This is a genomic window from Halomonas sp. 707D4 (assembly GCF_024158685.1).
Classification (GTDB): domain Bacteria; phylum Pseudomonadota; class Gammaproteobacteria; order Pseudomonadales; family Halomonadaceae; genus Vreelandella.
In genome coordinates this window covers 1-12256 of the sequence record NZ_JAMZBD010000037.1, presented here as the reverse complement: position 1 = coordinate 12256, position 12256 = coordinate 1, and the positions used below count along the sequence as shown (strand labels likewise).

The window sequence follows — 12256 nt, the reverse complement described above, 5'->3', positions numbered from 1 at the left end:
CCACTCGGCGGCCACCATGCTCGAGCTCGGCCACGCCTGGATCGCCTCGCCGGCCAGGGTCGAGGCGCACATCCTGGCGGTCCACGGGCGCGACAAGCTCGACGATGCCCGCGCCCAGGGGCGCGGCGTGATCGTGCTGGCACCGCACTTCGGCAATTGGGAGGTGCTCAACTTCTGGCTGTCGAGCCACTTTCCCTTCACCGCCATGTACGAGCCGCCCAAGATCGCCGATCTCGAACCCATCATCCGCCACGGCCGCGAGCGCATGGGGGCGAGCCTCGTGCCGACCAACTCGCGCGGCGTGGCGGCGCTTCTCAAAGCCCTCAAGCGCTCTGAGGCGATCGGCATCCTGCCGGACCAGGAGCCGGACTGGGGCAGCGGCGTGTTCGCGCCGTTCTTCGAGCGCCCGGCCTACACCGCCACGCTTCTGCCCAAGCTGGTCGCCCGCACCCAGGCGCGGGTGGTGACCGGCATGGCGCTGCGCGTGCCGGGCAAGGGGTTCGTGATTCATTTCCTCGACGCCGACGAGCGGGTCTACAGCGAGGACGACGCGACCTCCGCCACCGGCGTCAACGCGAGCGTCGAGGCGTCGATCGCCCTCGATCCGGCGCAGTACCAGTGGGAGTACAAGCGCTATCGCAAGGTGGTCGAGGAAGCCGAGGGCGTGGCCAACGCCAGCGATTACCGGCTCTACTGACGCTGTCTCGCTGCCTCTGTTTCGTCTACCCTGCCTCGCCTTTCGACATCGCACGCCGCGCCCGCTAGTTCTCGTCGCTGGAACGGGCGTAGACGTCGTCCAGGCGCTCGATGTCGTCCTCGCCCAGATAGCTTCCCGACTGCACCTCGATCAGCTCCAGCGGTATCTTGCCGGGATTCTCGAGCCGATGCTGCGCGCCGATGGGAATGTAGGTGGACTGGTTCTCGCTGACCAGAAAGGTGCGCTCCTCGATGGTGACGCGGGCGGTGCCGCTGACCACCACCCAGTGCTCCGCCCGGTGGTGGTGGCGCTGCAGCGACAGCCGCCCGCCGGGCGTCACGGTGATGTGCTTGACCTGGTAGCGCTCGCCGCTGTCCATCGACTGGAAGCTGCCCCAGGGCCGGTGCACCTGGGCGGCGCTGTGCGCCTCCTCCCGCCCGGCCAGGGCAAGCTGCGCGACCAGCCCCTTGACCTGCTGGGCGTGTTCGCGTCGGGTCACCAGCACGCTGTCCGGCGTTTCCACCACCACCAGGTCCTCCACTCCGTGGGTCGCGACCAGCCGGTGGCGGGCGATGACCAGCGAGTCGCGGGTGTCGCTGAGCACGGCGTCGCCGTCGACCACGTTGCCAGCCGCGTCCGGTGCCCTGGCCGCCCAGAGCGCATCGAAACTGCCGATATCGCTCCAGCCCGCGTCCAGGGGCACGACCGCGGCGTGGCGACACTGCTCCATCACCGCGTAGTCGATCGACTCGCTCGGGCACTCGGCGAACGCCGCCTCGCCCAGGCGCAGGAAGTCCAGATCGCGATGGGCGCCCTCTATCGCCGCCCGGCAGGCCGCCAGGATGTCCGGGCGTAGCCGCTCGAGCTCCTCGAGGTAGTGCGAGGCGCGCAGCAGGAACATGCCGCTGTTCCAGAGCGTGTCGCCCTGGGCCACGAGCGCCGCCGCCCGCTCGGCGTCCGGCTTCTCGATGAAGCTCGCCAGCCGGTAGCCACCCTCGAGGGCTTCGCCGCAGCGGATGTAGCCGTAGCCGGTCTCCGCTCGCGTCGGCACCACGCCGAAGGTGACCAGGTAGCCCTGCTCGGCCAGCGCCTGCGCGCGCGCGACGCTTTCGGCGAAGGCCGCCTCGTCCTCGATCTCGTGGTCGGCGGGCAGTACCAGCAGCAAGGGGTCGGCCTCGTCGCGGCCTGCCAGCAGCGCCGCGCAGGCGATCGCCGGTGCCGTGTTGCGGCCCTCGGGCTCGAGCACCAGGGTGCCGGGGCGATCGATCTCGCGTAGCTGCTCGGCCATCAGGAAGCGGTGGGCGTGATGGCCCATCAACAGTGGCGTCTCGCTCTCGAGTCCGTCCAGCCGCACGAGGGTTCGCTGCAGCAGACTGAGCGACGAGGTCAGTCGCAAGAACTGCTTGGGGCTCTGTTCGCGCGAGAGCGGCCAGAGCCGCGTTCCACTTCCCCCGCTGAGTATCACTGGTAACATCGGCCTCTCCCTTGGTCAGTCGTTCCCCTGATCAGTCGTTCCCCTGGTCAGTCGTTCATCGCACCGAAATCCTCGCGCAGCCAGTGGCGCAGCTCGCTCATCCTGGGCACGTCGTCGAGCCTGTCGAGCCTGGGCAGAGTGCCGTCCACGAACCCTCGGGCACGAAAGGCATCGAGCAGCGCCGGGTCGCGGCTCATGACGTGCACCGGCACCGCGGCGCTGGCGCCTTCGCCGGTGATCAGCGGCGCCGCCTGGTGATCGCCCAGCACGATCAGCAAGGTGTCGTCGCCCACCGCCCGCTCGGCGAAGCGCCCGGTCACCTTGACCGAGTAGTCCACCGACCAGCCGTAGTGATCACGAATGCGCTCCAGGTCCTGCCAGAGCACCTCCGGCGGGTCGCTGGCGTTCTCCCAGGGCGCGTAGATCGCACCGTTGCCGATCATCGACCAGTTCTCCAGCACCGGCAGGATCGGCGTCCAGGGGGCGTGGCTCGAGATCAGCGTGATCTGGGCGAACAGTGGCGGGCCATCGAGGTGTTGCCTGAGCACGTAGTCGAGGGTGAACTGGTCGGGCATGGTCACCCAGTTGAGCCGCGGGCCGGCGTAGGGAATGTCGCGCGCCGCGCGTATCTCGTCAAAACCATAGGCGATGCCTTCGGGCCAGGCCAGGGTGATCGCCGGCATTACCGCAAGCGAGCGCTGGCCGGTGACGCGAAAGTCGTCCACCAGGGTGGCGCGGTTGCTGTCGAGCATCAGACGATACCAGAGCTGGTTGTCGATCCAGCGCCCGCTCAGGACGGTGGCATGGGCGAGCCAGGACTGTCCGCCGCGCATCGGCGCCTCGAGCAGCCCGGAGACGACGCCGATGCCGCGCGCCGCCAGGCGCTCGTCCATCTCGGCCAGCGTATCGCGCAAAAGATCGCGGTAGCGCGGGTCGTCGATCGCCGAGACGCCATAGGACTCGATGAAGGTGATCAGGACGTTGCGCCCCTCGAGACCCGAGAGCGCCCTCGCCTCGAGCGGCGACTGCGCCAGTTGCTTCTCGAAGCTCTGTCGCGCCCGGTGCGTGGCCATCACCTGCTCGACCTGAAAACGCAGGGTATCGACCATGGGCAGCGCCGATTTCGCCAGCACCCGGTGGCCGCTGTACTCGAGCACGGCAAGCGTGAGGGCGCCGATCGCCAGCACCACGGCGAACTGTCCCGGCAAGCGGCGCGGCGAGCAGGCGCGCCGTGGGCACAGCAAAGTGGCGACGAATACCAGCGCGGCGAACATCGAAAGCCCCGCCAGGGCCATTATGAAAACTCCCGCCAACTGGCCTACATTACATACTAGCAGATCATGGACCGAGCGCAGCAGCGGTAGATCGAGATACAGGTTGAGCGAGCGACCGAACGCGGTATGCGTGGCGGCATCGCCCAGGTTGGCAGCGCTGACGAGTCCCGCCAGAAGCATCACCAGCCCGACCAGCAAACGGCGCAGCCGCCCGCCGGGGACGAGCAGCAACAGCGGCGCGAGCACCCAGGCTTCCAGGGCGATCATCGGTACACCGAGGTCGCCGTTGCGCCACCAGAGTGGAGCGACGAGCAACACGTTGAGAGACAAGGCGGCGATCAGAAGGCGGAACATGAATACCCTGGGAGCATGAAGAAACCTTCTGAGAACAAAGTGGCAGTGTCGGGTGATCGATGCAGTGCAAAGCAGCACAACATTAGACGCGGCAGAGCCACTATAGTAGTTTTGCAGCGTGGCAAGGAGTGCTCGAACCCGCGCTAGGCGGGTTAACTATAGTCAGAATCGTCGGCCTTGAAATAGCCATACCCTGAATTATAACGCCGTCAGGTCGACTGACGCTGACCGTGAATCGAAAGGAACTCACCCATGAGGGGTCGCACTACCATTCAATGGATCGTATCGCTGGGCATCTTTGGCGCGCCGTTCGCGCAGGCCAGTGACATCACGTTCGAGGACGTCATCGCTCGTGCCGAAGCGCTCGCCGAGGCGCCTTTCGAGGCACCCGAGGCAACGCTTCCCGAGCCGCTCCAGAACCTGAGTTACGACACCTACCGCCAGATTCGCTTCGATCCCGAACGCGCCTACTGGCGAGACGAAAGCCCGTTTTCGCTGCAGCTCTTCCACAGCGGTTTTTTGTTTCCCCACCCCATCAAGCTCAACGTCATCGACGGCGGCGAAGTCGAGCCGATCCGTTTCGACACCGACGACTACACCTACGAAGGCGCTGCCCGGGAGCTGCTCGATCATGACCTGAGCGGCAGCGGCCACGCCGGCTTTCGCCTGCACTACCCGCTCAACAGCGACGAGTACCACGACGAGGTCGCGGTGTTTCTGGGGTCGAACTACTTTCGACTGGTCGGCCAGGGCCAGGTCTACGGCCTCTCCACGCGCGGCGTTGCCATCCATACCGCCCTCGCAGAAGAAGAGGAGTTTCCCGAGTTTCGCGAGTTCTGGTTCTTCAAGCCAGACGAAGACGCCACGGCCATCACCTTCCTGGCGCTGCTCGACGGCCCGTCGCTCAGCGGGGCCTACCGGTTCACGCTGACCCCGGGCGAGCAGACTCGGATGGACGTCGAGGTCGCGCTGTTCGCCCGCGAGGACATCGACAAGCTTGGCATTGCTCCCTTGACCAGCATGTTCACCTTTGGCGAGGCCACGCCCAGTCCGCCGGAGGATTTCCGGCCCCAGGTGCACGACTCCGACGGCCTCTTGATGCACACCGGCGCCGGCGAATGGATCTGGCGCCCCCTCGACAACCCCGAGCAGTTGCATCTTTCGCTGTTCAGCGACGAGGATCCGGCCGGCTTCGGCCTGATGCAGCGCGAGCGCGACTTCAGTCACTACCTGGACATGGAAGCGCAGTACCACCGTCGCCCGAGCCAGTGGGTCGAACCGCAGGAGGAGTGGGGGGCGGGCCACGTCGAACTGGTCGAGATCGCCACGCCCGACGAGACCCACGACAACATCGTCGCCTACTGGGTCAGCGACACGCGCTTGAACGCCGGTGAGTCGCAACGCTTTCACTACAGCACCTATACCCTGAACGGCACCCCGCAGGAGCACGACCTGGCCCGGGTGATTCGCACCCGCCAGGGGCAGGCCGGCATCGCTGGCAATGCCGAGGCTCCCGGGCAGCACGAGCGCCAGTTCATCGTCGACTTCTCCGGTGGGGAGCTCGATGCGCTGTCAAGTGAAGCGGACGTGCAGCTCTACCTCGAGACCAGCAGCGGCGACGTGCGCGAACCCCACGTACTGGCCCTGCCGGATCGACAGTGGCGCGCCAGTTTTCGCGTTCCCGCCGACAAGATGACCGACATCCGCCTGCGGCTGGAGCTCGACGACCAGCCGATCAGCGAAACCTGGAACTATGTGTGGTACCCCGATGCCTGAGAAGATCAATACCGAGGTGCGTATTCCCGGTCTCGCTGCACGACGCACGCTATTTGCCCTGGTGGTTTTGGCCTCGAGCGTAGCCGGCTTCTTCGCCATGCTGCGCGTGGTGGCCGATCTAGCCCTGGGCTGGCAGATGGCCACGCTCGCGCTGTTCGTGCTCACCTTCGGCTGGATCGCCATGGCCTTCTGGGGCGCAGTGTGCGGCTTCGTGCTGTGCGCGCTGCGCCTGGACCCGCTGACCCTGCGCCGCCAGCGTCCTGCCTCGCCCAACGCCTACCAGCTAGTCAGCAAGACGGCGCTCGTCATGCCCATCTACGCCGAGCCGCCGGTTCCTACCATCGCGGGGCTCGAGGCGACCTGCCGTTCGCTGCTCAAGCAGGCCGACGCCCACAGCATGGCCGGCGCCATCAACATTCACCATCACTTCGATGTCTTCATTCTCAGCGACACCCAGGAAGCCGCCCAGGCCGACGAAGAGGCTGCCCACGTGGCGGCGCTGCAGCAGCGCCTGGCGGGCCAGATCAATGTCTACTATCGCCGCCGCGAGGAGAACCAGGGGCGCAAGGCGGGCAACATCGCCGAATTCTGCCGACGCTGGGGCCGGCGCTACGACTACATGGTCGTGCTCGACGCCGACAGCCTGATGAGCGGCGCGACCCTTCTGCACATGGTTCACCGCATGCAGCGCGAGCCCGATGTCGGGTTGATCCAGACAGTGCCGATTCCCGTGGGCCAGCGCACCCTGTTCGGGCGCTTCACCCAGCTCGCCTCCGCCCTCTACAGTCCCATGCTGGCCGCGGGGCAGAGCTTCTGGCAAGGCGATGCGGCCAACTACTGGGGGCACAACGCCATCATTCGCGTGCGCGCCTTCATGGCCCACGCAGGGCTGCCCGCCCTACCCGGCAAGGCTCCGCTGGGCGGCGAGGTACTGAGTCACGATTTCGTCGAAGCGGCGCTCTTGAAGCGCGGCGGCTGGAAGGTACTGCTGGACACCTCGGCCACCACGGCGGTCTCCCATGAATCCCCGCTCACCGGCGCCTCGCACAACAGCTTCGAGGCCATGCCGAGCAATCTCCTGGATTTCGCCAAGCGCGACCGGCGCTGGCTGCAGGGCAACCTGCAGCATCTGCGCCTGCTGAGCGGCGCGGGCTTTCATCCCATCAGCCGGCTGCACTTCTTGTTCGGCGCCTTCGCGTATTTGTCATCGGTGGTATGGCTCGGGCTTCTGGTATGCACGAGCCTCTTGATCGGCGTACAGGCCATGGGCAGCGCCACCGGCGCGCCGCTACCCCAGCCGCTTTCCACCGGGCTTTTGTCGGTCACGCTGTTCATGCTGGTCGCCCCCAAGCTCCTTGGCCTGCTGCTGACCCTCGGGCAGTGCCCTCGCGCCTTCGGCGGTCGCTTCAAGCTGACCGTGAGCGTGGTGCTGGAACTGGTGTTCGCGGCCCTGATCGCCCCCTTGATGATGGCTTGGCATACGCTGTTCATCGTCAACGTGCTGCTGGGGCGCTCCATCGAGTGGCAGACCCAGCATCGCGGCGAGCGCTCGCTGACCTGGAACGAGACCTGGTGGCATACCGGCTGGATGACCATTTGCGGTGTCGCCTGGGCCGGGGCGCTGTACCTGCTCTCTCCTTCCGCCTTCGCCTGGCTTTCGCCGGCGTGGTTTGGCCTGGTCGCCGCCGCCCCCATCGTCAAGTACTCCAGCAGCGGTACCTGGGGAGGCGTGCTCGCCTACCGCCTGGGCCTCCTGAAGACGCCGAGCATCGCTTTCAAGCCTGCGCTGCTGCGGGACTTCGCCGCGCTCGGCGCGCGCAGTGACGAGCCGGGTGCGGTTCGAGCACCGCTCGAAGGTAGCGCCACGCCACTGCCCCTGGAGCTGCTCGGCGACATGCCCTGCCAGTCGTTTCGCCAGTTCGATCGTCGCCCGAGCATCGACTCGGCCAAGGAACCCCACTGATGAGGCAACCTGAAGGCGCGATCACCGGTTGGCTCGACCAGGGCGGAGCCGATCATTCCCTTCTCGCCTTCGCTGCCGGAACCGGTTTCACTCCAGGAGAGGCATGATTCATCACTGGCAGGCGCTGACCGCGCCACGACTTCAGGCACTGGCTGCCCGCGACCCGGTCGCGATCCTGACCCTGGGCGCTATCGAACAGCACGGTAGCCACCTGCCCCTGGGGACCGACCTGATCATCGGTGAAGGGCTGCAGCAAGCGATGCTCGAGATGATCGATCCCGACCTGGAGGTGCTCTGCCTGCCGTCGCTGGCGGTCGGCGCCAGCGACGAGCACTCTCACTTTGCCGGCACCTTGAGCCTGCCACCGGCACTCGCCATCGCCACCCTCGAGGCTTACGGCGAAAGCGTGGCACGCGCCGGCATCAGGAAACTGGTGCTGCTCAACGCCCACGGCGGCAACAAGGCGGTGATGGATCTGGCGGCCTTGACGCTGCGCAAGCGCTTCGAGCTGCGCGTGGTCAAGGCGACCTACACGCGCCTGCCCCCCCTGGCTGGGGCGATCGAGGCCGACGAGCTTCGCTTCGGGCTGCACGGGGGGCTTCTGGAGACGGCCATGATGCTGCACTTGGCGCCGTCACAGGTACACATGGAAGGTTACGTTCGCGCAGCACCAGCCCGCCCCGAGACGCCGGAGCACCTGCTGGGCCCCGAAGGCGCGGCGGCCTACGCCTGGATGGGTGAGGATTTAAGCCTTCACGGCGTAGCGGGAGACGCCACCGGCGCCGATGCCGACCTCGGCCGGCGGCTGGTGGAGCACTACGGGGCCGGGCTCGCCCGGGTCATCGCCGAGACCGCCGCACTGCCGCCGCTGCACGGCCGCTGAGACGCCCCCGCAAGCGTCACTTGCGGGGACCGGTTCGCCTAGCGAGTGCGACCGGCGAGCACTTCGTCGAGCAGATGTCCGGCACGACTCGCCTTGGCGCTCAGGTAGCGGTGATTCTGGTCGGTCACGCTGCCATAGAGCGCCTGACGTGACACCACTTCGACCCCTCCCTCTTCGAGCGCCTTCATTTTCAGCGGGTTGTTGGTCAGAAGCTGCACCTTGTCGATGGCAAGCGCGCGCAGCATGTCCACGGCCACGGCGTACTGGCGCTCGTCGTCACCGAAGCCCAGCACCTGATCGGCATCCACCGTATCCAGACCGGCATCCTGCAGCGTATAGGCGCGCAGCTTGTTGGCAAGGCCGATGCCGCGCCCCTCCTGGGCCAGGTACAGAAGTACCCCGCCTCCCATGGCCTGGATGTCACTCACGGCGTTGCGAAGCTGCTCCCCGCAGTCGCAGCGCAGGCTGCCGAACAGATCGCCGGTCAGGCAGGCCGAGTGCAGGCGCAGCGGCACCGGCCCCTCGATACGTGAAAGATCACCGATCACCACCGCCACGTGCTCACGCAGCCCGTCCGGCTCGCGAAACAGCACGAAACGGCTCTCGGCGGCGTCTTCCAGCGGAATGCGCGCCTCGCTCACCCGGTTGAGCATACCCGGCGCTCCCGCCAGGCACTTCTCGGCCTCGCGTGCATCCACTTCGAGCAGCTCGCCGCTGGCCAGGCGCTCGTCGATGGCGCTCGCCTGCTCGTCACTGACCACCGCGCAGAGCGCGGCGGGCACCAGCAGCGCCCGGCGCATCAGGGTGACCGCGCCGCGCTCGCCCACGCCCGCCGGTTTCAGGCCGCTGAGCAGCGCGCCCGGCGTCTTGCCTTCGCCTTGCGACAGCGCCAGGCGGTGCAGGTCGCTTGCGCTCATCTGTTCGGACAGCGGCAGGCTCGCCGCCTCGGCCTTGAGCGACATGCCCAGCGCCGCCAGACGGTGGCGGGTCAGGACCATCGTCGGGCGCGAACCGGAAAGCCGTGACAGGGCCTCGACGGAGTCGCTGCCCTCCAGCGCCTGAACCAGCAGGCGCTCTTCGCCGGTGTCGAGCACGACGGGTAGGCCGCGGCGAATATCGAAAATGGCACGTTCAATGTGGTACATGTAGGCCTCCTGATTGCCTGGCGTATCGGGCGGTGTGCGCTTGCGTTGGCCACTCGGCCCTAGCATGATGGAGCGATGGTCTTATCGAGAGGACGTCATGCCCGACTCCGTTGGTGTTACGAGTTTCGCGCCCGAGGGCGAGAGGATCGAGGTGGATGCCGCCTGGCGCTTTCTGCTGGCCGTTCGCGACGGCGCAGCAAGCGAGGTGCCCATCGACACCCGCGGCGAAGGTAGCTGGACGAGCGAGGCGCCGATGAGCGACGCCGCCGCCGCGCTGCTGGATTGCTTGCTGCCGCTGGCCAGGCGCGATACCTGGACGCTGGCCCAGCTCGGCCAGAGCCTCGATGGCCGCATCGCCACCGAAAGCGGTCACTCCCACTACATCAACGGTTTCGAGGCGCTGGCCCATCTGCATCGTCTGCGGGCGCTGGCGGACGCCGTCGTGGTGGGCGCCGGCACCGCCTGCGCCGATGACCCGCAGCTCACGGTGCGCCACGTGAGTGGCGCTCACCCGGCGCGGGTCGTGCTCGACCCGCGTGGGCGGGTGGGTGGCCATCTTGGTCTGTTCAAGAGCGCGACGCCGCCCACGCTGCACCTCACCGGCCCCGGCCTCTCGCTGCCAAAAAGCCACGCCATCCGTCACGAACTGGCGCTGAACGACGCCGGCCAGTTCGACCCGGCGGTGGTGATCGCGCTGCTGCACCGCTGCGGTTACCGGCGCATACTGGTCGAAGGGGGTGGCATCACCGTCTCCCAGTTCGTGGAGGCGGGAGCGCTCGACTATCTGCACCTTCTGGTGGCGCCGCTTCTGATCGGCTCGGGCCGCCCGGGCCTTCAGATGACTCCGATCACGACGCTGGAGAGCGCGCTGCGTCCCCGGATGCGTACCTTCGCCTGCGGAAACGACACGCTTTTCGACGTCGACCTGGGTTTCACCGCCACCGATGGGCGTGGCCCGGTGCCGACGACCGAAGGCGACCCAGATCCCCGGCAGGCTCGATAGCATCACCAGCACTCCATAGGCAAGCGAAATGGCGACTCCCTGGGCGGACGGCAGGCCGACGAACAGCCATATACTCGCCGCCGCGCCTTCGCGCAGCCCCCAGCCGGCGATGGAAAGAGGCACCAGCATGGCCAGCAGCAGCGGCGGAGTGAGTGCCAGGATGTCCACGGTCGCAAGCTCGACCCCAATGGCGCGCGCCGCACACACCATGACCAGCCCATAACTCATAACAATGGCAAGAGATGAACATAACTGCCAGTACCAGACACGGTGTCTGAGCAGGCCACGGCGCAGGTCGCGCCCGAAGGCGAGGCACCAGCGCGGCAGCCGTGACCGTCCCGCTCGTCCAAGCCAGGCCACGAGCAGCGCCACGGTCGCGGCCACCCCAATCAGCACCGCGGTGGCGACCAGCAGTCCGGTCGCGCCCAGCGCTTGGTGCCAGAGCGGTGACAGCGCCAACACGACGACGACCAGAAGCGCCACGGCAGCCTGACCCGAGGCACGCTCCAGCACCACCGCGCGCCAGGCGCTGCCGCGTGAGCCTGCCTGGCGGGCGTGGCGGTGCGCACGCCCGGCATCGCCCATCACGCCACCGGGTAATAGCTGATTGATCAGCAGGGCCAGGTAGTACTCACGCAGCGCGTAGCGAAAGCGCAAGGGCACGCCCAGAAGCCCCGCGGTGAATCGCCAGCGCCAGGCACTCAGCATGACTTGCAGCACACTGATGCCCAGCGCCAGCACTACCCACCCAGGCGATAGCCGGCGCACTTCCTGCATCACCTCGCCAGGGTCGACCCACAGGGCGACGGCACCCAGCAGCGCCACGCTGATCACTCCGCGCTGTACCCAAGGGGTTTTCAACCACGCCAGCACGTTCACGATCAGCCCTTCTGCGCCGGTAACGCGAGAAGATCCTGATGCCCTACCCATACCCCCAGCTCGCCGGCCGCCAACGACGCCCAGCGGGCATCGCGCCACGCCGCGATGCGCTTGGCCTCTTCCGGCGCCTGTTCGGTGAGCGCCTCGGCCCACCCTTCCACCAGGGCGTGCATCATCGGGCGAAGGCTTGGCTCGTCGGCGCTCAGGTGCCAGGGAGTGGCCGCCTCTTCGACCCGATAACCCTGCCCGGCAAGGGCCTCCATCAGTGCCGGGTGCGCCGCGCCGCCCAAGGCGCCCCCCAAGCCCTTGTCGCGCTGCTGATGGGCGTTGAACAGCGCCAGCGCCCAGCGATCGTCCTCGTCGTCCAGCGGCTGGCCCGCGCGATCCAGAAAGCACCACTGCCCCGTCACGCTGAGCGCGACCAGGAGCGCCTGGCGGTTCGCCGCGCAGCGCTCGGCCAGCGCCTCCAACCACTCGCGAGAGGCCAGGTCGAGAAGCGCCGAGGCGCTCACCAGCCGAGCCTCGGCGAGCGCCGGATGGCCAAGGTCGGCAAGCGATGTGCAGTGCGTGTCGACCGTGAGGGAGAGCGTGGCTTTCTGGGCGAGGCGATGGGCGCGTTCGCGCGCCTCGTCCAGCAGGGATTCGTCGTGATCGAGAAGCTGCCAGCGCTGCGCGCCTCGAATACGCGGGGCAAGAAACTGCAGGTTGCTGCCGCGCCCGCACCCCAGGTCGACGATGCTGGCAGCTTCAGGCTCGTCGGCGAGCCAGCGCGCGGCCCGATCGGCAAGCTCGCCGCTGCGTGAAAGCG

At 67.4% G+C, this 12256-nt stretch carries 9 protein-coding genes and 1 pseudogene; 5 read left to right on the top strand and 5 right to left on the bottom strand.

Features of this window, described 5'->3' with window-relative positions; all coding sequences use genetic code 11:
- The coding region (locus BIS11_RS03035; protein WP_253585722.1) for a lysophospholipid acyltransferase family protein at nucleotides 1–697 on the top strand (697 nt) is incomplete at its 5' end.
- A gap of 64 nt (nucleotides 698–761) precedes the next feature.
- Here BIS11_RS03035 and BIS11_RS03030 read toward each other — a convergent pair.
- A complete protein-coding gene (locus tag BIS11_RS03030) occupies nucleotides 762–2171 on the bottom strand; it encodes a mannose-1-phosphate guanylyltransferase/mannose-6-phosphate isomerase (RefSeq protein WP_253422014.1) in 1410 nt (469 codons plus the stop codon).
- A gap of 47 nt (nucleotides 2172–2218) precedes the next feature.
- Nucleotides 2219–3799 carry an alkaline phosphatase gene (locus BIS11_RS03025; RefSeq protein ID WP_253422012.1) on the bottom strand — a complete coding sequence of 527 codons (1581 nt, stop codon included), beginning with the start codon at nucleotides 3797–3799 and terminating at the stop codon, nucleotides 2219–2221.
- A gap of 252 nt (nucleotides 3800–4051) precedes the next feature.
- On the opposite strand from BIS11_RS03025, the gene BIS11_RS03020 reads away from it, so the two are divergent.
- From BIS11_RS03020 to BIS11_RS03010, 3 genes are all read left to right on the top strand, one after another.
- Nucleotides 4052–5575 (top strand): glucan biosynthesis protein, encoded by a 1524-nt coding sequence (locus tag BIS11_RS03020; RefSeq protein WP_253422010.1) that lies wholly within the window; start codon nucleotides 4052–4054, stop codon nucleotides 5573–5575.
- Nucleotides 5568–7538: a glucans biosynthesis glucosyltransferase MdoH gene (gene mdoH, locus BIS11_RS03015; RefSeq protein ID WP_253422008.1), complete on the top strand. Its 1971-nt coding sequence runs from the start codon at nucleotides 5568–5570 to the stop codon at nucleotides 7536–7538. The genes BIS11_RS03020 and mdoH overlap by 8 nt, the downstream gene beginning before the upstream one ends.
- Before the next feature lie 103 nt (nucleotides 7539–7641).
- Nucleotides 7642–8421, top strand: a complete 780-nt coding sequence (locus tag BIS11_RS03010; protein ID WP_253422007.1) for a creatininase family protein — start codon at nucleotides 7642–7644, stop codon at nucleotides 8419–8421.
- 38 nt (nucleotides 8422–8459) lie between these two features.
- Here the strand turns inward: BIS11_RS03010 and ribA are convergent, their stop codons facing one another.
- A complete protein-coding gene (gene ribA, locus BIS11_RS03005) occupies nucleotides 8460–9566 on the bottom strand; it encodes a GTP cyclohydrolase II RibA (protein ID WP_253422005.1) in 1107 nt (368 codons plus the stop codon).
- A gap of 64 nt (nucleotides 9567–9630) precedes the next feature.
- On the opposite strand from ribA, the gene BIS11_RS03000 reads away from it, so the two are divergent.
- The gene (locus tag BIS11_RS03000) at nucleotides 9631–10569 is read left to right on the top strand and encodes a RibD family protein (protein ID WP_367399067.1); all 939 of its coding nucleotides are present in this window, start codon (nucleotides 9631–9633) and stop codon (nucleotides 10567–10569) included.
- 12 nt (nucleotides 10570–10581) lie between these two features.
- On the opposite strand, the pseudogene BIS11_RS02995 reads toward BIS11_RS03000, so the two are convergent.
- Nucleotides 10582–11499 (bottom strand): annotated as a pseudogene (locus BIS11_RS02995) (lysylphosphatidylglycerol synthase transmembrane domain-containing protein); the annotation flags it as partial.
- Nucleotides 11451–12256 (bottom strand): class I SAM-dependent methyltransferase (locus BIS11_RS02990; protein WP_253585721.1); only part of this gene is annotated, 806 nt, incomplete at its 5' end. The pseudogene BIS11_RS02995 and the gene BIS11_RS02990, both read right to left, overlap by 49 nt.